The 17,982-nt window shown below is 69.4% G+C and carries 18 protein-coding genes and 1 riboswitch; of the genes, 9 read left to right on the forward strand and 9 right to left on the reverse strand.

From position 1 onward, the window contains the following. Positions 1-12: 12 nt before the first annotated feature. The 8 genes from cobW to ACF8ML_RS04600 all read right to left on the reverse strand — a co-directional run bounded on the left by cobW (position 13) and on the right by ACF8ML_RS04600 (position 9,169). Positions 13-1,062: a cobalamin biosynthesis protein CobW gene (cobW, locus tag ACF8ML_RS04565; protein WP_047327818.1), complete on the reverse strand. Its 1,050-nt coding sequence runs from the start codon at positions 1,060-1,062 to the stop codon at positions 13-15. Between the two features lie 27 nt (positions 1,063-1,089). Beyond that, positions 1,090-2,112 (reverse strand): LLM class flavin-dependent oxidoreductase, encoded by a 1,023-nt coding sequence (locus ACF8ML_RS04570; RefSeq protein ID WP_047327819.1) that lies wholly within the window; start codon positions 2,110-2,112, stop codon positions 1,090-1,092. 4 nt (positions 2,113-2,116) lie between these two features. Beyond that, entirely contained in the window at positions 2,117-2,884 is a 768-nt protein-coding gene (locus ACF8ML_RS04575) for an ABC transporter ATP-binding protein (protein WP_392406440.1), read from the reverse strand. After that, complete coding sequence (locus tag ACF8ML_RS04580) at positions 2,881-3,903, reverse strand: FecCD family ABC transporter permease (RefSeq protein ID WP_392406442.1); 1,023 nt, start codon at positions 3,901-3,903, stop codon at positions 2,881-2,883. Before ACF8ML_RS04580 ends, ACF8ML_RS04575 begins: the two co-directional genes overlap by 4 nt. Next, entirely contained in the window at positions 3,900-4,841 is a 942-nt protein-coding gene (locus ACF8ML_RS04585) for an ABC transporter substrate-binding protein (RefSeq protein WP_047327822.1), read from the reverse strand. The genes ACF8ML_RS04580 and ACF8ML_RS04585 overlap by 4 nt, the downstream gene beginning before the upstream one ends. A 189-nt stretch (positions 4,842-5,030) precedes the next feature. Then, the gene (locus tag ACF8ML_RS04590) at positions 5,031-7,271 is read right to left on the reverse strand and encodes a TonB-dependent receptor (RefSeq protein WP_047327823.1); all 2,241 of its coding nucleotides are present in this window, start codon (positions 7,269-7,271) and stop codon (positions 5,031-5,033) included. A gap of 128 nt (positions 7,272-7,399) precedes the next feature. Further along, positions 7,400-7,684: riboswitch (cobalamin riboswitch) on the reverse strand. A gap of 54 nt (positions 7,685-7,738) precedes the next feature. Beyond that, a complete protein-coding gene (locus tag ACF8ML_RS04595; RefSeq protein WP_392406445.1) occupies positions 7,739-8,620 on the reverse strand; it encodes a CHAD domain-containing protein in 882 nt (293 codons plus the stop codon). Positions 8,621-8,677: 57 nt separating this feature from the next. After that, positions 8,678-9,169 (reverse strand): YbaK/prolyl-tRNA synthetase associated domain-containing protein, encoded by a 492-nt coding sequence (locus ACF8ML_RS04600; protein WP_016454410.1) that lies wholly within the window; start codon positions 9,167-9,169, stop codon positions 8,678-8,680. 81 nt (positions 9,170-9,250) lie between these two features. Here ACF8ML_RS04600 and ACF8ML_RS04605 point away from each other — a divergent pair, with 81 nt between their 5' ends. Both ACF8ML_RS04605 and ACF8ML_RS04610 read left to right on the forward strand, forming a co-directional pair. Then, positions 9,251-9,898, forward strand: coding sequence for a transcriptional regulator (locus ACF8ML_RS04605; RefSeq protein ID WP_392406447.1), 648 nt, complete (start codon positions 9,251-9,253; stop codon positions 9,896-9,898). A gap of 46 nt (positions 9,899-9,944) precedes the next feature. After that, the gene (locus ACF8ML_RS04610) at positions 9,945-10,907 is read left to right on the forward strand and encodes a threo-3-hydroxy-L-aspartate ammonia-lyase (protein WP_392406450.1); all 963 of its coding nucleotides are present in this window, start codon (positions 9,945-9,947) and stop codon (positions 10,905-10,907) included. A 25-nt stretch (positions 10,908-10,932) separates the two neighbouring features. Here the strand turns inward: ACF8ML_RS04610 and ACF8ML_RS04615 are convergent, their stop codons facing one another. Next, positions 10,933-11,667, reverse strand: coding sequence for an NUDIX domain-containing protein (locus tag ACF8ML_RS04615; protein ID WP_016448794.1), 735 nt, complete (start codon positions 11,665-11,667; stop codon positions 10,933-10,935). Positions 11,668-11,755: 88 nt separating this feature from the next. On the opposite strand from ACF8ML_RS04615, the gene ACF8ML_RS04620 reads away from it, so the two are divergent. The 7 genes from ACF8ML_RS04620 to ACF8ML_RS04650 all read left to right on the forward strand — a co-directional run bounded on the left by ACF8ML_RS04620 (position 11,756) and on the right by ACF8ML_RS04650 (position 17,980). Then, positions 11,756-12,829 (forward strand): SPFH domain-containing protein, encoded by a 1,074-nt coding sequence (locus ACF8ML_RS04620; protein ID WP_046240865.1) that lies wholly within the window; start codon positions 11,756-11,758, stop codon positions 12,827-12,829. Then, entirely contained in the window at positions 12,816-13,748 is a 933-nt protein-coding gene (locus ACF8ML_RS04625; RefSeq protein ID WP_315530838.1) for a sugar kinase, read from the forward strand. The genes ACF8ML_RS04620 and ACF8ML_RS04625 overlap by 14 nt, the downstream gene beginning before the upstream one ends. Positions 13,749-13,804: 56 nt before the next feature. After that, positions 13,805-14,389: an RNA 2'-phosphotransferase gene (locus ACF8ML_RS04630; RefSeq protein WP_392406453.1), complete on the forward strand. Its 585-nt coding sequence runs from the start codon at positions 13,805-13,807 to the stop codon at positions 14,387-14,389. Then, positions 14,367-14,978, forward strand: coding sequence for an HAD family hydrolase (locus tag ACF8ML_RS04635; protein ID WP_392406455.1), 612 nt, complete (start codon positions 14,367-14,369; stop codon positions 14,976-14,978). The genes ACF8ML_RS04630 and ACF8ML_RS04635 overlap by 23 nt, the downstream gene beginning before the upstream one ends. Before the next feature lie 28 nt (positions 14,979-15,006). After that, positions 15,007-15,588 carry an NADAR family protein gene (locus tag ACF8ML_RS04640; RefSeq protein ID WP_392406457.1) on the forward strand — a complete coding sequence of 194 codons (582 nt, stop codon included), beginning with the start codon at positions 15,007-15,009 and terminating at the stop codon, positions 15,586-15,588. After that, the gene (locus ACF8ML_RS04645) at positions 15,585-16,553 is read left to right on the forward strand and encodes an ADP-ribosylglycohydrolase family protein (protein ID WP_277848989.1); all 969 of its coding nucleotides are present in this window, start codon (positions 15,585-15,587) and stop codon (positions 16,551-16,553) included. The genes ACF8ML_RS04640 and ACF8ML_RS04645 overlap by 4 nt, the downstream gene beginning before the upstream one ends. Positions 16,554-16,873: 320 nt before the next feature. Continuing rightward, entirely contained in the window at positions 16,874-17,980 is a 1,107-nt protein-coding gene (locus ACF8ML_RS04650; RefSeq protein ID WP_392406459.1) for a fimbrial protein, read from the forward strand. Positions 17,981-17,982 lie beyond the last annotated feature (2 nt).

Genomic DNA, 17,982 nt, shown 5'->3' on the forward strand with positions numbered 1-17,982 from the left:
GGAATCGGAAGGTCAGGCGGCCACATTCTCCAGGCCCTTGCGCAGCGCTGCTTCGTCAAGGTCTTGCCCGATGAACACCAGGCGCGTGCCGCGTGCCTCGCCCTCGCGCCAGGCGCGGTCGAAATGGTGGTCGAAGCGGCGGCCCACGCCCTGCAGCAGCCAGCGCATGGGCTTGCCCGGGATCTCGGCAAAGCCCTTGACGCGCAGGATGCTGTGCTGCTCCACCAGCGTCTCCAGCGCGGCCAGCAGGCGGTCGCGGTCCACGGCGGGCAGGTCGATCACGTAGGAGTCGAAGTCGTCGTGGTCATGGTCTTCGTCGTGGTCATGGTGGCTCACGCGCTGGTCGATGGTGGTCTCGGCCGCCTTGGCCAGGCCCAGCACCACGTCCAGCGGCAGGCGGCCCTGGGACGATTGCACGATCTTGACCTCGGGCGGCAGCTCCTCGCGCACCAGGGCGGTCACGCGCGCCAGGGCCTCGGCATCGGCCAGGTCGGTCTTGTTGAGCACCACCAGGTCGGCCGCGCCCAGCTGGTCCTCGAACAGTTCGTGCAGCGGCGACTCGTGGTCCAGGTTGGGGTCGGCGCGGCGCAGCTCGTCCACGGCCTGGGGATTGGCGGCGAACTGGCCGCTGGCGGCCGCTGGCGTGTCCACCACGGTGACCACCGCGTCCACGGTGAACACGTTGGCGATCTCGGGCCACTGGAAGGCCTGGACCAGGGGCTTGGGCAGGGCCAGGCCCGAGGTCTCGATGATCACGGCGTCGATCTGGTCGCGGCGCTCGGCCAGCGCGCGCATCACGGGGAAGAACTCTTCCTGCACCGTGCAGCACATGCAGCCGTTGGCCAGCTCGTACAGCGCGCCTTCGCGCTCGTTGCCGTCGTCGTCGCAGCCGATGCCGCAGCCCTTGAGGATCTCGCCGTCGATGCCCAGCTCGCCGAACTCGTTGACGATCACAGCGATTCGCCGGCCGCCCGCGTTGTCCAGGATGTGGCGCAGCAGCGTGGTCTTGCCGCTGCCCAGGAAGCCGGTGACGATGGTGGCGGGAATCTTGGCGGTTTGCATGGAAGGTTCTCCAGAAAAAAGAGGAAGTCAGACGGTGGCGAAAGGCACGGCGCTGCGCAATGAAGGAAGAACCTCCTGCGCAAACAGCTCCATGCCGGCGAGGGCCTGGGCATCGCTCCACAGGCCGTTGGCGTTGAAGACGCAGCGCAGCTGGCCAATGCCCGTGCGCTCGCGCAAGGCGGTGATCTGCGCATGGCACTGTTCTGGCGTGCCATGGATGAATTGTTCGGCCAGCACGCGCGGCACATCGATGGGCAGCACCTGATCGGCCGGCACGCCGCGCTTGCCCGCAAAGTACACGCGCCGCTGGTACAGCTGCGGCCACAGCGTGGCCAGCTGAGCCTGCACGGCGGCCTCATCGGCACCGATGCAGACATAGCGCGCCAGCGATGAGCGCGCGCGCAGCGCGGCGGCATCGCGCCCGCGCTCCCGGGCAGCGGCCTCCAGGCGTTCCAGCTGCATGCCTTCGGGCGGCTCCAGGCTCAGCAGCAGGGGCAGATTCTGATCGACGGCAAAGCCCAGGGTCTCAGCCGTGGAGCCGGCCACATACAAGGGAGGGTGCGGGCGCTGCACGGTCGAAGGCAGGACGGGCCGGTCCTCGAAGCGCCACGGCCCCTGCCCCGCCGCGATGGGCCTGCCGGACAGCGCCTCCACCAGGATGCAGCAGGACTGCTCGAAGCGCTCGCGCGTGCTGTCCGCATCGATCTGCAGGGCGCGCAGCGCGGCCGGCTCCGTGCCCCGGCCCACACCCACGTCGATGCGGCCGGCGCTTTGCAGGTCCAGCTGGGCAATCTCCTCGGCCAGCATCAGCGGATGGTGCAGCGGCAGCACCAGCACCGAGGTGCCCACGCGCAGCCGCTCGGTGCGCGCCAGCACGGCGGCGGCCAGCAGCAGGGGCGAGGGATAGGGCCAGGCGGTATCGGGCACGCGGAATTCGTTGAACCACACGCCCTCGAAACCCAGGCGCTCGGCGCGCTCGAACAGCGCCAGAAATTCACGGTGGTCGCCGCGCGTGGCGTCGCGCGTCCAGCCGGCCAGATCGATGCGCATGGGGTCAGTTCTCCTGTTTCAGCCGCGCGCGCAGCAAGGTTTGCGGAGGTGCGTCGATGCGCTCGAAATCCACGCCGAACACGGCATCCAGCCCCGGCGCATGCAGCAGCTCGGCAGGGGCCCCATCGAGCGCAATGCGCCCCTGGTCCAGCACGATGACGCGCCCGAAGTGCGCCAGCGCCAGGTCCAGGTCATGCATGACCACCAGCACCAGCCGCTCGCGCCCACGCTGCGCCAGCGCCTGCACCAGGGCCAGGCGGTGGCGCACGTCCAGCGCGGCGCCGGGCTCGTCGGCCAGCAGCACGGGCGGGTCGGTGGCCAGCACGGTGGCCAGCAGGGCACGCGCCTGCTCGCCGCCCGACAGCGTGGACCAGCGCCTGCGCGCGAAATCCTGCAGCCCGGCGCCTGCAATGGCCGCCTCGACATCACCCCGGCCCGCCAGCCGCATGTGCGTGAGCTCGGCCAGCGTCAGGTCCCAGTGCGGCGCAAAGCGCTGGGGCATGTAGCCCACGCGGCGTGCGCGCTCGGCCACGGGCAGGGTTGCGATGTCTTGCCCGTCCAGCAGCACGCTGCCGGATGCAGGCGCCTGCAGCCCCGCCAGCAGGGACAGCAGGCTGGACTTGCCTGCGCCATTGGGTCCGACCAGGGCCACGGCGCCGCGCGGGGGCAGCTGCACAGAGACCGCATCGAGCACGCTGCGGCCACGATGGCGCAGCGTGAGGGACCGGGCCTGCAGGCGTGGCACGGCGTCGTCCATGGCTTGATCGTTCATGCGGACCTCAGCCTGCGCGCCAGCAGCACGATGAAGAAGGGCCCGCCGGCCACGGCCGTGACCAGGCCCAGCGGGATTTCGGCCGGCGGCAGCACGCTGCGCGCAATCGCATCGGCCAGCGTGACGATGATGGCGCCCGTGAGCGCCGACGCCGGCAGGGCCGCGCGGTGCAGCGGTCCCGCCATCCAGCGCGCGATGTGCGGCGCAGCCAGGCCCACGAAGGCCACCAGCCCGCCATAGGCCACGGCCACGGCCACTACCAGCGAGCCGGCCAGCACGGCCAGCGGCGTGAAGCGCGCCACGTCCAGGCCGAAGCCCTGGGCCGCATCCTGCCCCAGGCCCAGCAGGTCCAGCCCGCGCGCCAGCGCCATGGTCCCGGCCAGGCAGGCCAGGGAGGCGCCGGCCAGCAGGCCCAGCCCGCTCCAGGACGGCGTCTGTATTCCGCCCAGCACCCAGCTGAGCACCACCTGCAGGCTCACCGTCTCATCGGACAGCGCCAGCATCAGGAACGAGCGCAGCGCGCCCAGCACGGCCGCCAGCGCCACGCCGGCCAGCAGCATGCCGGCCGCATCGGTGGCACCGGCCACGCGCGAGACGGCCAGCACCAGCACGGTCGAACCCCAGGCGCCCGCAAAGGCCAGCACGGGCAGCGTCCATGCCTGGGGCAGGCCGAACAATAGATGCATGGGAACCAGCAGGGCGACAGTCGCCCCCAGTGCCGCGCCGCCCGAGGCGCCCAGCAGATAGGGCTCGGCCAGCGGATTGCGGAACACGCCCTGGAAGATGGCGCCCGACAGGCCCAGCAGCGCGCCCACCAGGGCGGCTGCCAGCACGCGCGGCACGCGCCACTGCAGCAGCAGCCGGCTGCGCAGGCTGTCTTCGCCGCCCAGCGCGGCCAGCAGGTCGGCCGGGCTGGCCCACTGGTGGCCCGCGCAGGCGGCAATCAGCAGGCTGGCCAGCAGCAGCAGGACCGCACCGGCCCAGGGGCGCCACGCAGGTGGATGTGAAAGGGAATTCATGCGGCCTCCCCGGCCCAGGCCGCAGGGTGCAGCCAGCGCGAGAGCTTTTCCACGCCGCCGAAGGTGCGCGGCCCGGGAATCAGGAACTCGGCACGCGCCACCGTGGTGGCCCGGCCGCCGCGCACGGCACGCAGGTCGCGCCAGCCGCGCTGGCCGATCAGGTCCTGCATGGCCTCCTGCGTGCCTGCGAACAGCAGCACATCGGGGTCGGCGGCCAGCACGGCCTCGGGCGAGACCTGGGGCACGGTGCCCAGGCCGTCCAGCGCGAACGAAGCGCCCGCGCGCACCATGGCCTCGCCGGTATAGGTGCCAGGGCGTGCCGCCAGCAGCATGCCGTTGCCCAGCCGGCCCGTGACCATGAGGGCGCGCGGCCGGGGCTGGCCGGCCACCTGCCGGTCCACGCGCAGCAGCCGCGCCTCCTGCGCCAGGGCCAGCGCCTGGCCGCGCGCCTGCACGCCCGTGGCGCGGGCCACCAGGCGCAGGTTGTCCATCACCTCGGCCAGCGAGCGGCTGAGCAGCACCATCACCGGCACGCCGATGCGCTCCATGGGATCGACCAGCTGGTGCGCTGCCTGGCGCGCGGGCGTGACGATGACCAGGTCCGGCTGGCGCGCCACCACGGCGTCCACCGAAAACCCCAGCCGCCCGCCCACCTTGGGAATGCGCTCCACGCCCGGTGGAAAGCGCGTGAAATCCTCCACGCCCACCACGCGGTCCAGCAGGCCCAGCGCGGCCACCAGCTCGGTGTTGGAGGCAAAGATGGAGACGATGCGCTGCGGCGGCGCGGCAATCTCCACGCGCCGGCCCAGCGCATCCTGCAGCACCACCGGACCGCCTGCAGCGACGGTGTCGGCCCAGGCCGCGGGCAGGCCGCAGCCCAGGGCCGCCGCCGCGCCCTGGCGCAGCAACTGGCGGCGTGGTGTGCAGACAGCCTTCATCTCAGTGTTCCATGACGCAAGGCGCCGTACATGACCTATGAAACCGGCGCAGTCCAAAGCGAGGGACACCGAGGAAGGGCCTATGCCGGCCGCGCCGCCCCGCCCCGAGGGTGTCGTCCCCCTCCCGCGTAGCGAGAGAGGGCGCCGTGCACACGGGGGAAGGCGCGAAGCGACTCAGGGGGTGCTTCATCAAAACTCTGCCTGCAGGCCGACCATGAGTTCGCGCCCGGCCATCGACGTTCCGCAGCCGCCGTTCTGGTACGCCGGGTTGGCGATGCAGGGCGCACGGTCCAGCGCGATGAAGATGGGGTGGCGGTTCAGGTCGAACAGGTTGTTCACGGCCGCGAACAGCTTGACGCCCGGCGACACGCGGTAGTCGGCACGCAGGTTCCAGATGGTGAAGGCGCCCTTGCGGTGGATGAAGGTGCTGCGGGGCTCGCCCTGCGGGATGAGCAGCGCCTCTTCCGTATCGTACCACATGGGACCGCGCAGCAGCGTGGACAGCTGCAGGCTCCAGTCGCCCTGCAGGCGCCCGCTGCCGCGCCCGTAGCGCACGCCGGCCGAGGCCTCGTAGCGGTACATGCGCTGCACCTTGTCGGTATTGGCCGACGCTGGCGATCCCTTGTCCCGCATGCTGAAGTGGTAGTAGCCGCCAGCCCAGGCCTTGAGCTGGTGGCCCGTCAGGTTCAGCGCCCGCGCCAGGTCCATGTCGGCCTGCATTTCCAGGCCGCGCGCCACGATGTCGGCCGCGTTGTTGGCGTAGTCCGAGGTATTGGTCGTGGCCCCGCGCGAGACGGTGATGATGCGGTCGCTGATGGTGTTCTGGAACAGGGCCGCATCCACGCGCCAGCCGGGCTGCTGCAGCGCGGCGCCGACCTCGATCTGGCGGCTGGTCTCGGGCTTGAGGTTGGGGTTGCCGAAGGTGCGGCCACCGCCGACGGCCGTGAAGTCCGAAGCCAGCTCCGTGGCCGTGGGCGCGCGAAAGCCCGTGGAGGCCGCAGCGCGCAGCGTGAGCCGGTCCGTGGCCTTCCAGGTGGCGCCGGCCGACCAGGTGTGGTTGTCGTAGTCGCGCGTGCTGGCCTGGGCCAGGGCCAGGTTGGGCGTCTCGTCGAAGCGTGTCGTGCCCCAGGTCTTGCGCAGGCCGGCGCGCAGGGTCAGGCGGTCGTCGAACAGGGTCTGCGCGTCCTCGACGTACAGCGCGTGCACCTGCTCGGTCTGGTTGTTGTCGTAGGGCGCAACCTGGCCCGCCGGGCCGCCCGGCATGGCCACGCGCAGGCGGTCGGAGCGCAGCTTGCTGCGCTCCCAGTCGAAGCCCATCAGCAGGTCATTGGTCTGGCTGACACGCAGGCGCGGCTGAAAGCGCAGGCCCGTGGCGTCCAGCTGGCGGTGGTTGTAGTCGCGCGCCGTGCCGGGCACGGCGCTGTTGCCCGAGCGGATCACGGGCGATGCCCAGTTGAACTCATCGGTATCGACCAGGCTGTAGAGGTGGGTCGTCCAGCTCAGGCGCTGGCCGGGCAGTGCGCCCTCGTAGGTCAGGTCCAGCGAGCGGTTGCTGCGGTTGTCGCGGCTGTAGATGTTGGCGCCCGATCCGCGAAAGCCCGCGTTGTAGATGCCGTCCGTGCGCAGCTGCAGCTCCACGCGGTGCAGCTCGTGCAGCTGCCAGCCCAGGGCGCCGCTGGCGCCGCGCCGCTTCCAGCCCGTGTTCTCCATGCGCATGCCGCCGTCGCCCGACTCGTAGTCGCCGCGCCCGCCTGCGCTCACGCCGAAGTACCAGTCGAAGCGGTCATTGGCGCCGGCCGTCTGCGCATCGGTGCGCCACAGGTCCCACGAGCCGGCCTGGACCTGGGCGCGCGTGCCGGGCGCTGTCGCTCCCGTCTTCATGATGATGTTGACCACCCCGCCCATGGCCTGGCTGCCGTAGATCACCGAGGACGGGCCGCGCACGATCTCGATGCGCTCCACATCCGAGGGGCTGAGCTTGGACAGGTTGGCCGTGCCCGCGCGCCGGCCGTTGACCAGCACCAGCACCTGGCTGCGGAAGTCGCGCCCCTGGCCGTCGGTGGAGGCGCCGCGCAGGTTCATCGAGGTCTGGGCCGCCGTCCATTCGCTGAGAAAGCCCACGGCGTTCTCGGCCAGCAGGTCGGTGACCGAGCGCGCGCTGGAGCGCTCTATGGCCTCGCGGTCGATGGTCTGCGTGGTGCCCGCGATGCGGCTGCGCGCCTCGGGCCGCGCCGTGGCGGTCACGAAGACGGCGTCCAGCGCATCGTCGGCGGAGTCCGTGGATCGCCCGGAAGCCGGCTCCTGCGCGGCGCCGGCCGCTGCAGCGCAGCTGGCCAGCAGGACGGCGGCCGCTACGGGCCGCAGGCTGGAGACAAGAGGGAGAACAGAGAGAAGGCCGGAGGAATCGGCGGCCGAGGAAGCGAAGCGCATGCGTTGAATCCAACTGCCCCAGTCACCCGTGGGGCCTATCGTCTGAACCACGCCGCACGGCGCGCACGCCGGAGCCGGCCACGCCAGCGCAGGCTGGGGCCGGACCGGACAGGCGCACTCCCGCGGCGTCCGAAAGCAATGCAGAAGGCCGGTATCCGGGCTTGCGGAACGCTGCGGCGCGCAGGGTGGGCGCGCTGCAGCAGGCATCCCCGCCTTCCCATGTCCGTCCAGACACAGTGGCTTGCGGCGCGCAACCGGTGGGTGGCGCGCCAGCGTGGGGAGTTGTATTCCGCTGACCGTTGCGGGGGCAGCGCAGGCATTGCGAGCGGCCACCTCGATGGCATCGCGCACCTGCTTCCCGTTGAACCCCTGGCCGGCAAGCGGCATGGGGCACCTTCAGCAACAGCGCACCGCCACGGCCCAGGGGCTGCGGCGGTGCGCCAGCGGCGGATTATCGCTGATGCGGTCTAGGCCCAGAAGCCCGGCACGCGGGCCAGCGCACGCAGCGCGCGGCGGCTGCTGCGCGCGCTGGTGGCCAGGCGGGCCTGCAGGTAGCCGGCGGCAAACCAGGCGCGCGGATCCGTGCCGGCCTGGTCACGAAAAAGCGCGGCCGCCACGGCCATGTCGTTGTGCAGGCCCAGCGCGTCCTGGGCGGGCACCAGCGCCTCGGCAAAGCGCCGGCCCTTTTTGCCGGGCCACATTCCGGGCGCGAATTCCCGCGCAAAGTCCGCCAGGTAGCGCAGGCGCTTGAGCCGCTTGCGCACGCGGTGCTGCTGCGCCAGCGGCAGGCGGTCGAACCGCCGGCCGTCGCGCAGCACCTGGCGGTGCAGGCGCGCCAGCCGCCGTGCCAGGTACTTGCGCGTGCCTGCGGCGGACAGGCTGACCAGGCCGGGCTGCCGCTTGCCTGCAGGCGCCTGCGCCAGCGCATGGATCTCGGCCAGCGTTTGCAGGAACTGCGGCTCGCGCACCGCAGCGGCCGCGTCCGCGTCGGCCTGCCCGGCATCCGGCACGGCCCAATCGCACAAGGGCGCATCGGCGTCCTGCAGCAGCGGCCGCACCACGTCGGCCAGGGTGCCGGCATCGCGCAGCGTGCCCAGGCGCGCAAAGGCCAGTGCCAGCGGGGCATCCCATTCGGCGCGCATGCCGGGCGCCAGCCCTGCGCATTCGCGCAGCAGGGTGCGCAGGCGCCGCAGGGCCACGCGCAGCTGGTGGATGCGTTCGGCCTCGCCGCTGCCGGCGTCCACGGCATCCATATGCGACTGCACCTGGGCCAGTGCGGCAGCCAGCGCCGCACGCACAAAGCCGGCCGCATCGGGCCGGTCGGGGAACTGCCTGGCAGGGGTGGTCATGGTCAGGAGAGGATGTGCGGGCGTTGCTGCGATTGTGGGCACCGCCCGGCCCCCGGGTCAATCGGCGCCATCCCCGCTCAGGCTGTGCAGCGCGGGCCGGGCAATGCGCACATAGTCGGCCGAGTCCAGCACGATGGAGCGGTCCAGCCGGCCCGCATTGAAGGCGATCTCGGCAAAGCGCTCCACCAGTGCCGGGTCCACCACCAGGCGCACCTGCGGGTTGAAGGAGAACGGCGGCACCGATCCCATCACGCAGCCGGTGGCGGCCTGGGCCTCCTCGGGCGAGGCCAGCGTGGCCTTGCGCACGCCCACGGCCTGGGCCAGGCGCTTGAAGTCCAGCTTGCGGTCGCCGGGCAGCACGGCCAGGAACAGCTGGGGATCGCCCGCACCGGACGCATCGCGGCTCTTGCAGAGCATGGCCTTGGCACCCTGGCCGGGTGCCGTGCCCCGGATTTCGGCGACGAGGTCGGAGCGGCCCTCGGCAGGGTGCTCGATCACGCGAAAGCGCGCGTCCTGGGATTGCAGCAGGTGAACAAGGGTGTCGAACATGGCAGGGAGCACAAGAAACGGACAAGAAGGCAGGTCGCCTGGGTTTTGACATTTTGTCCAATTCAAAACAAAATGTCCAATATGACACAACGCACTCCCGAGCAGCGCCAACTGCTGGAACAGGTGGCCAAGATCGCCGAAGGCCTGGGCCAGACCTTTGCCCCGTTCTGCGAGGTGGTGGTGCATGACCTGCTCGACCCGTCCCATGCGGTGCTGGCCATCCACAACAATCTCTCGGGCCGCGAGGTCGGCCAGGGCGCGACCGAGCTGGGCCTGGCCCGCATCCAGGACCCCGGCTACGAGCAGGTCATCGCCAACTACCCCAACCAGTTCGCCGATGGCCGCCAGGCCAAGAGCACGTCCATCGGCATCCGCGACTCCGAGGGCCGCTACATCGCCGCCCTGTGCATGAATGTGGACCTGACGATGTTCCAGGGCTTCCAAAGCATGCTCAACCGCTTTGCCGCCGTCAGCGGCGACACGCCGGCCCGCGAAATGCTGGCGCCCATGGGCGCCGGGGCCGGGGCCGGTGCCGACGCGGTGCGCGCCCGCATCGACCAGTTCGCGGCGCGCCTGGCGACCACGCCGCGCGCCCTCAAGCCCGAGGAGCGGCGCGCCCTGGTCCGTGAACTCAAGGGCGACGGCCTGCTGGACCTTCGCCGCTCCATGGAGACCATTGCCGCCCACCTGGGCGTGTCGCGCGCCACGGTCTACAGCTACGCCAAGTAGGTCCCGGCACCCCGCCGATCTGCAACCCCTTCTCTCCCGTGTACCGATGACAAGCCTTCCCACCTACGACGACGTGGCCGCAGCGGCCCAACGCATCCAGGGCCATGCCCACCGCACGCCCGTGCTCACCTCGCGTACGCTGGACGAGGCGCTGGGCGCCCGCGTCTTCCTGAAGTGCGAGAACCTGCAGCGCATGGGCGCCTTCAAGTTCCGCGGCGCCTTCAACGCCCTGTCTCGCTTCAGCGCCGCGCAGCGCAAGGCCGGCGTGGTGGCGTTTTCCTCGGGCAACCACGCCCAGGCCATTGCACTGGCTGCCAGGCTGCTGGAGATTCCCGCCACCATCGTCATGCCGCATGACGCGCCCGCCGCCAAGGTGGCGGCCACCAAGGGCTATGGCGGCCAGGTGGTGGTCTACGACCGCTATACCGAAGACCGCGAGCAGATCGGCCGCGACCTGGCCGAGCGCCATGGCCTGACCCTGATCCCGCCCTACGACCATGCCGACGTGCTGGCCGGCCAGGGCACGGCCGCCAAGGAACTGTTCGAGGAAACCGGCCCGCTGGACGCCCTCTTCGTGCCGCTGGGCGGCGGTGGCCTGCTGTCGGGCACCGCCCTGTCCACACGCGCGCTCAGCCCCGACTGCACGCTCTACGGCGTGGAGCCCGAGGCCGGCAACGACGGCCAGCAGTCGCTGCGCGCAGGCCGCATCGTCCACATAGACACCCCCAAGACCATTGCCGACGGCGCCCAGACCCAGCACCTGGGCGGCATCACCTTCCCCATCATCCAGCGCGACGTGACCGACATCCTCACCGCCAGCGATGCCGAGCTGGTCGACGCCATGGGCTTCCTGGCCACGCGCATGAAGCTCGTGGTCGAGCCCACCGGCTGCCTGGGCCTGGCCGCCGCGCGCCAGAAAAGCGAAGAGCTGCACGGACGGCGCGTGGGCATCATCCTCAGCGGCGGCAACGTGGACATGCAGCGCTTTTGCAGCCTGCTGGGCGCCTGATCCTGGTCCTGATCGAAGGCCGCCCTCACCCGCGCGGGCTGAAGGTGCGCGGAAACACCACGGGCGCGCTGCGGTCGGCCAGGCGGTAGCCCATGGCCGGGCGGCGTGACGTGCCCTCCACCTGGCCGGCCTCCACCAGAAAGCCGGCCGCCATCATGCGCGTGCGAAAACCGCTCTTGTCCACAGGGCGGCCCAGCACCACTTCGTAGGCCTGCTGCAGCTGCGGCAGCGTGAAGGGCTCGGGCAGCAGAAAGGCCGGCAGCGAGGTGTATTCCACCTTGCCCCGCAGCCGCTCCACCGCTGCGCGCAGGATCTCGCCGTGGTCGAAGGCCAGCGCAGGCGCGCGCAGCAGTTCATCGACGGCAAACCACGACACATCGGCCGCATTCGCGCCCTTGGCCAGGATCAGGTCGTGCCCCGGGATCAGCGCGAAATACACATGCGTGGCCGACCAGCCACGCGGGTCGCGCGCCGCGCCGCCCCAGCTTCCCAGCTGCTCCAGGTAGGGGCTGTCCACGCCCGTCTTGTCCAGCAGCTTGCGCCGCGCGCAGGCCAGCAGGTCTGCGTCCTGGCGCACATCCACAAAGCCGCCGGGCAGCGCCCACAGCCCCGGGAACGGCTCGCTGCCCGCCGTGGGGCGCTGCACCAGCAGCACCTGCAGGGCATCGTCTGCCACCGTGAAGATGACCACGTCCACCGTGGTGAACGGGCGCGGGAAGTCCAGCGCGCCCTGCGGGGATGGGGAATTTTTTTCAGCCATGGGATGGATTGTGCTTGACGTGCCTGATTTTAAGTTGCACTATGCAACCCATGCGAGTTGTACAGAACAACTTAAAAGGAGAAGCACCATGTTCGGCATCCGTTTCATCAAGTCCCAACCCACGGTCCACCTCATGCAGTTCCGCGCCGGCAAGGTGGTGCGCGAGGGTGCGGGCCAGTCCTTCTTCTACTACGCGCCCACCACCACCCTGGTCGCGGTGCCCGTGGGCAGCCAGGACTGCCACTTCATGCTGGAGCTGGTGACGGCCGACTTCCAGAGCGTCACCGTGCAGGGCCAGGTCACCTACCGCATCAGCACACCGCGCCAGACCGCCACGCTGATGGACTTCTCCCTGGCGCGCGACGGCCAGAAATACCTGTCCGAAGACCCGCAGCGCCTGGGCGACCGCGTGACCATGCAGGCCGAGGTCATCATCCAGCAGGCCGTGCAGGCGCTGGAGCTCAAGCAGGCGCTGCGCTCCTCGGCACTCATTGCGCGCACGGCCCAGCAGGAGCTGGCCGCCCAGCCCGAGATCGAGGCGCTGGGGCTGGAGATCCTGGGCGTCTCGGTCATGGCCGTCAAACCCACGCCCGACATCGCCCGCGCCCTGGAGGCCGAGGCGCGCGAGTCCAACCTCAAGGCTGCGGACGACGCCGTCTATGCCCGCCGCATGGCTGCCGTGGAAAACGAGCGCGCCATCCGCCAGAACGAGCTCGATACCGATGTGGCCGTGGAAAAGAAAAAGCGCCAGATCCGCGAGGCCCAGCTGGAAGCCAAGGCCGCCCAGATGCGCAAGGAAAACGAGCTGCGCGCCGAACAGATGTCCGCCGACGTGGCGCTGGAGACCAGCCGCCGCGACTTCGTCGAAGGCCAGGCCGCCAACAGCCGCACCCTGGCCGAGGCCGAGGCTTACCGCGTGGGCGCCGTCATGCAGGCCCTGGAAAAGGCCGACCCGCGCATCGTGCAATCGCTGGCCGCCGTGGGCATGCAGCCGGGCCAGCTCATCGCCCAGGCCTTTGGCGGCATTGCCGAGAAGGCCGAGCGCATCGGCCAGCTCAACGTCTCGCCCGAGCTGCTGCAGTCGCTCATGGGCGCCGGTGCAGGCCATGCAGCTGCCGTGGCCGATACCGAACCCGCAAGGAGCCGCCGTGAACGCCAATGAACGCAAGACCGTGCTGGTAGTGCGGCGCACGCGGCTCGATGAGCTGGTGGCCAGGTACCACACGCTGTCCCAGGCGCGCTTCTACATCGAGCACCTGGGCGCCGACTTCGGCGACTACCTGCGCGAAAGCGCCGCCTACGCCACCGCCCTGCAGGCCGTGGTGCAGGCGCTGGAGGCGCGCGGCCGCTACCAGATCGTGGACCGCGCCCTGGTGCCCAACTTCGTCTTCGGCGCCGACGACATCGTGGTGGCACTGGGCCAGGACGGCATGGTGGCCAACACCATGAAATACCTGGACGGCCAGCCGCTCATCGGCGTCAACCCCGAGCCCGCGCGCTGGGACGGCCTGCTGCTGCCCTTCGCCCCCGCCGACCTGGCCGCCCTGCTGGGCGACGTGGCCGCCAACCGCCGCCCCACGCGCGCCGTCACCCTGGCCGAAGCGCGCCTGAGCGACGGCCAGGTGCTGCGCGCCGCCAACGACCTGTTCATCGGCCCGCGCAGCCATACCTCGGCCCTGTACGACATCGCGCTGGGCGACCGGCGCGAATCCCAGTCGTCCTCCGGCCTCATCGTCGCCACGGGGCTGGGCTCGTCGGCCTGGATCAAGAGCATCGTCACGGGATCGATGGGCATTGCCCGCGCCGTGCGCGGCGCGTCCACCGACTTCGACTACCAGCCCTTCGCCTGGGATGCGCCACGCCTGGACTTCGCCGTGCGCGAGCCCTTTCCCAGCCGCTCCTCCACGGCCGAGCTGGTCTACGGCCAGGTCACGGCCGGCCAGCCGCTGACCCTGCGCTCGCGCATGCCCGACCATGGCGTCATCTTCTCGGACGGCATGGAGGCCGACTACCTGCAGTTCACGGCGGGCATGCAGGCCACCATCGGCCTGTCGGACCGGCAGGGCTGTCTGGTGGTGTGAAGCCCGCAGCACGGACAATCATCGACACAACAAGAAAATCCATGGAAATGGACCATATGAACAACAAGAACACACTGACATCGACCAGCAAATTCATGAGCCTGGTCCTGCGCCACAACCCCGGCCGCGCCGGACTCGCCCTCGACGCCCAGGGCTGGGTCTCCATAGACGCATTGCTGCGCGGCGCCCAGGCGGCCGGCCGCAACATCTCACCCGCACTGCTGATGCAGGTGGTGCAAAGCTGCCCCAAGCAGCGCTTTGCCATCAGCGCCGACGGCCTGCGCATCCGCGCCAGCCAAGGGCATTCCGTGCAGATTGACCTGGGCCTGCAGGCCAGCGTGCCGCCGCAGCACCTCTACCATGGCACGGCCACGCGCTTTCTGGACTCCATCCTGCGCACCGGCCTTGACCGGCGCAACCGCCACCACGTGCACCTGACCGACAACCTGGCCACGGCCCGCTCCGTGGGCCAGCGCTATGGCCGGGTGGTGCTGCTGGAGATCGATGCGGCGCGCATGCATGCCGATGCCTGCCTGTTCTACCGCTCGGACAACGGCGTCTGGCTCACGGACAGCGTGGCACCGCACTACCTGCGCGTGCTGGCCGAAGAGGAACACGATGAAACCCATCATTGCCCTTGACGCCGATGGCGTGCTGCTGGACTACAACCACGCCTATGCCGATGCCTGGGAGCGCGCGTTCGGCCAGCGCCCCGCCGAGGCCGACCCCCATGCCTACTGGGCCATGGACCGCTGGGCCGTGCAGGCGCTGGACGGCGAGCGCCTGCAACAGTTCAGGGCCTGCATGGACGAAGACTTCTGGCGCAGCATTCCCGCGCTGGGCAATGCCTTGCAGGCCTGCCACGACCTGCAGGGCGCCGGCTACGAACTGGTCTGCGTGACGGCCCTGGCGGCGCGCTTCGAGCAGGCCCGCCTGGGCAACCTGCGCGACCTCGGCTTTCCCATCGACCGCGTGATCGCCACGGGCCGGACCACCGGCCTGCGCAGCCCCAAGGCAGACGCCCTGCAGCAGCTCGGCCCGGTCGCCTTCGTGGACGACTATCTGCCCTACCTCCGGGACATTGGCCCGGGCATTCACGCGGCCCTGGTGTGCCGCGGCCCGAACGGCACGCCCAACACCGGGCCGGACCTGGTCCACGCCCACTCGCAGCACGCAGACCTGATGGCCTTCAGCCAGTGGTGGCTGCAGCAAGCTCCATCGCATTCCTGAAACGGCACACACGGCAACGAGACAGCCCATGACCACCACAGACCACATCGCCTCCCTGCAAGACCTCCAGCACGCCATGGCCCAGGGTCTCACCCCGCGCTTCCTGCCGTTCTGGGGCCACCAGCCTGCGGCCGATGGCTCCATCGGCAAGACCTGCATGAGCCAGTGGTTCGAGGCAGGCTTCGAGGTCGATGGCCAGCACTACCCCACGGCCGAGCATTTCATGATGGCGGGCAAGGCGCGGCTGTTTGGCGACGAGGCGGCGCACGCGGCCATCGTGCACTGCCGCACGCCGGGCGAGGCCAAGAAGCTGGGGCGTGGCATCCAGGGCTTCGATGAAGCGGCCTGGGTGGCCGCGCGCATGGGCATCGTGGTGCGAGCCAACCAGGCCAAGTTCTCCCAGAACCCGGCCCTGGCCGGCTATCTGCTGAACACGGGCGACCGCGTGCTGGTGGAGGCCAGCCCCGTGGACGCCATCTGGGGCATTGGCCTGGCCGCCGACGATGTGCGCGCCACCGACCCCGCGCGCTGGCAGGGCCTGAACCTGCTGGGCTTTGCCCTCATGCAGGTGCGCGCGCGGCTGCGCAGCACCGCTCCTGACCGACCATGAGCGCGAGCACAGGCATGGCCATGGACACGCTGGACCGATACCGTGGTGCCCTGCTGGGCCTGGCCTGTGGCGACGCCGTGGGAACGACGCTGGAATTCCAGCCGCGCGGCAGCTTTGCGCCGCTGACCGACATGGTGGGCGGCGGCCCCTTCTCGCTGCCCGCAGGCAAGTGGACCGACGACACCTCCATGGCCCTGTGCCTGGCCGAAAGCCTGCTCCAGCGCGGCGGCTGCGACCCACACGACCAGATGACGCGCTATGCCAACTGGTACGAATGGGGGTACTGGAGTTCCACCGGCAACTGCTTTGACATCGGCATGGCCACCAGGGCGGCCATCCAGCGCTTCCTGGCCACCGGCGATCCGCTGGCCGGATCGCCCGACCCGGACCAGGCCGGCAACGGCTCCCTGATGCGGCTGGCGCCCGTGCCCATGTTCTTCGGCCCCGACGAGGACCTGGTGCAGCGCATGGCTGAACTCAGCTCACGCACCACCCACGCCGCACCTGAATGCCTGCAGGCCTGCCGCCTGTTCGCCGTGGCGCTGTGCCGGGCGCTGCAGGGACTGCCCCGGTCGCAGGTTCTGGACCTGGGCGGCGTTCTGCAAGACGGCGCCAACCCGCGCCTGCGGGAGATTGCCCGTGGCGACTATCGCGACAAGCCGGCCGCACAGATTCGCGGCAGCGGCTACGTGGTGGACAGCCTGGAGGCGGCCCTGTGGTGCTTTGCGAGGCATGACAGCTTTGCAGGCGCAGTGCTGCAGGCCGCCAACCTGGGCGATGACGCCGACACCACGGCAGCCATCACGGGCCAGTTGGCCGGAGCCTTCCACGGCGCCAGCGGCATTGCGGGCCGCTGGCTGGAACGCCTGCACCTGGCCCCTGAGATCACAGCCCTGGCCGATGCGCTCTGGCAAGCCGCCAGAGGTGCCAGGGACGCTTCTCCGACCGCACCTCTCAGCACCTGAGCGGCCTGGTGCGCTCACGACAGTCGCCGGGGCCGCGAGCGGACTGAACCAGGCTTGTCTGCGCGACAACCCACACGCCCGAGCTGCGTGACACGCGGGCCTTGCTCTTTACGAATGGCGTGCATGGGCGGCTTTTGACTGAGCCACGCTCCATTTTCAGAACAATCTGATTGCATCAACTCATATCTTCGGCGTAGAGTGTGAAATACCTAAGAGGCCACACATCGAATGATTCGATGCTTTCATTTCCACCCCCTCCTTAGTCACTCAAAAGTTCGATAAAACTATTGCGTGATATTTTCGAGAATCATACTTCAGCAATGGACCGAATCAGTATCATGCATTTTTCTTTCATTCCCTCATTTCCTTCGCAAGTACGCCGCCTTGCATTGATCGCCCTTCCATTTCTCATCGCCTTTTCAGCGGCAACGATGAACACCAATGCCTTTGCCGGTGGCGTATTCTCCCCCACCAGCTCCAGCATTTCACTGCCCGAGGAAATAACAGTACCCGGAAATTACGCCAACGGATCGACGCTATGGAAGTCTACGGTAACCGTATTTAATCTGCGAGCAGTGCTGAACACGGCATTCGAGTACGATGTTGAAAAAGCCGTTGTAGCTGCCAATGTTCAATCCGGAAGCAAGACGCCCGGATACAATAATGTCTACAGCACCAATATTCCCGGCATTGGAATCCGCTGGTGGGCCACATGGCGCGGCCCCGGCGCTCCCAGTGGCAGAACCATGCCCATTACCACCGAATCAGAAAATAATTCGGGCGCGCTGGGTTATTTCTGGAATGCTTCATCCCGCCAGGATGTCTGGATCGAGCTGGTGAAAACCGGCAACGTTTCCGCTGGCACGCTAACGGGCTCCGGGATGAACGTCGAGATGCGATTCCAGTGCCCCGGCTGCACCGCAGGATACGCCAACCTGTCCGGCCGTACCAGGGTGGTGGTCGGTCCCTCCTGCTCGGTGGCCGCCTCGGCCATCTCCGTACCCATGGGCGCTGTGCCCATCCTGCGATTCACGGGCCTCCAATCCACCTCCATCCCCCAGCACTTCGACATCACGCTGGAATGCAAGGGCGGCGCGCCCGCAAGCGTTCTGCACCCCCACGTCACGCTCACCGATGCCAACGACACCAGCAATCGGAGCACCGTCCTGACCTTGAGCCAGGCCACGTCAGGCGGCAAACCGGTTGCCACCGGAATAGGCATACAGATACTGAAGGATGGCACCGCACTCGCATACGGCCCCGACTCCAACGTGCCTGGCAACACCAACCAATGGAGTGCGGGAACCATCGTTCAGGGCGTTGCCCAGTTCAAGATCCCGCTGACTGCCAAATACGTGCAGACCGCTGCGGCAGTCACGACGGGGCAGGCCAACGGCAGGGCCACCTTCACGCTGAACTACCAGTGAGC

Origin of the sequence: Delftia sp. WSY_10 (assembly GCF_043104705.1) — a bacterium.
Lineage (GTDB): Bacteria > Pseudomonadota > Gammaproteobacteria > Burkholderiales > Burkholderiaceae_C > Comamonas > Comamonas tsuruhatensis.

Excerpts from the sequence above, each read along its gene's own strand:
- ACF8ML_RS04635 (WP_392406455.1), top strand. The coding sequence starts at position 14,367 with ATGAAACCCATCATTGCCCTTGACGCCGATGGCGTGCTGCTGGACTAC.
- ACF8ML_RS04615 (WP_016448794.1), bottom strand. The coding sequence starts at position 11,667 with ATGGCTGAAAAAAATTCCCCATCCCCGCAGGGCGCGCTGGACTTCCCG.
- ACF8ML_RS04605 (WP_392406447.1), top strand. The coding sequence starts at position 9,251 with ATGACACAACGCACTCCCGAGCAGCGCCAACTGCTGGAACAGGTGGCC.
- ACF8ML_RS04630 (WP_392406453.1), top strand. The coding sequence starts at position 13,805 with ATGAACAACAAGAACACACTGACATCGACCAGCAAATTCATGAGCCTG.
- ACF8ML_RS04595 (WP_392406445.1), bottom strand. The coding sequence starts at position 8,620 with ATGACCACCCCTGCCAGGCAGTTCCCCGACCGGCCCGATGCGGCCGGC.
- ACF8ML_RS04645 (WP_277848989.1), top strand. The coding sequence starts at position 15,585 with ATGAGCGCGAGCACAGGCATGGCCATGGACACGCTGGACCGATACCGT.
- ACF8ML_RS04600 (WP_016454410.1), bottom strand. The coding sequence starts at position 9,169 with ATGTTCGACACCCTTGTTCACCTGCTGCAATCCCAGGACGCGCGCTTT.
- ACF8ML_RS04570 (WP_047327819.1), bottom strand. The coding sequence starts at position 2,112 with ATGCGCATCGATCTGGCCGGCTGGACGCGCGACGCCACGCGCGGCGAC.
- ACF8ML_RS04640 (WP_392406457.1), top strand. The coding sequence starts at position 15,007 with ATGACCACCACAGACCACATCGCCTCCCTGCAAGACCTCCAGCACGCC.
- ACF8ML_RS04610 (WP_392406450.1), top strand. The coding sequence starts at position 9,945 with ATGACAAGCCTTCCCACCTACGACGACGTGGCCGCAGCGGCCCAACGC.
- ACF8ML_RS04620 (WP_046240865.1), top strand. The coding sequence starts at position 11,756 with ATGTTCGGCATCCGTTTCATCAAGTCCCAACCCACGGTCCACCTCATG.
- cobW (WP_047327818.1), bottom strand. The coding sequence starts at position 1,062 with ATGCAAACCGCCAAGATTCCCGCCACCATCGTCACCGGCTTCCTGGGC.
- ACF8ML_RS04580 (WP_392406442.1), bottom strand. The coding sequence starts at position 3,903 with ATGAATTCCCTTTCACATCCACCTGCGTGGCGCCCCTGGGCCGGTGCG.
- ACF8ML_RS04650 (WP_392406459.1), top strand. The coding sequence starts at position 16,874 with ATGGACCGAATCAGTATCATGCATTTTTCTTTCATTCCCTCATTTCCT.
- ACF8ML_RS04590 (WP_047327823.1), bottom strand. The coding sequence starts at position 7,271 with ATGCGCTTCGCTTCCTCGGCCGCCGATTCCTCCGGCCTTCTCTCTGTT.
- ACF8ML_RS04585 (WP_047327822.1), bottom strand. The coding sequence starts at position 4,841 with ATGAAGGCTGTCTGCACACCACGCCGCCAGTTGCTGCGCCAGGGCGCG.
- ACF8ML_RS04575 (WP_392406440.1), bottom strand. The coding sequence starts at position 2,884 with ATGAACGATCAAGCCATGGACGACGCCGTGCCACGCCTGCAGGCCCGG.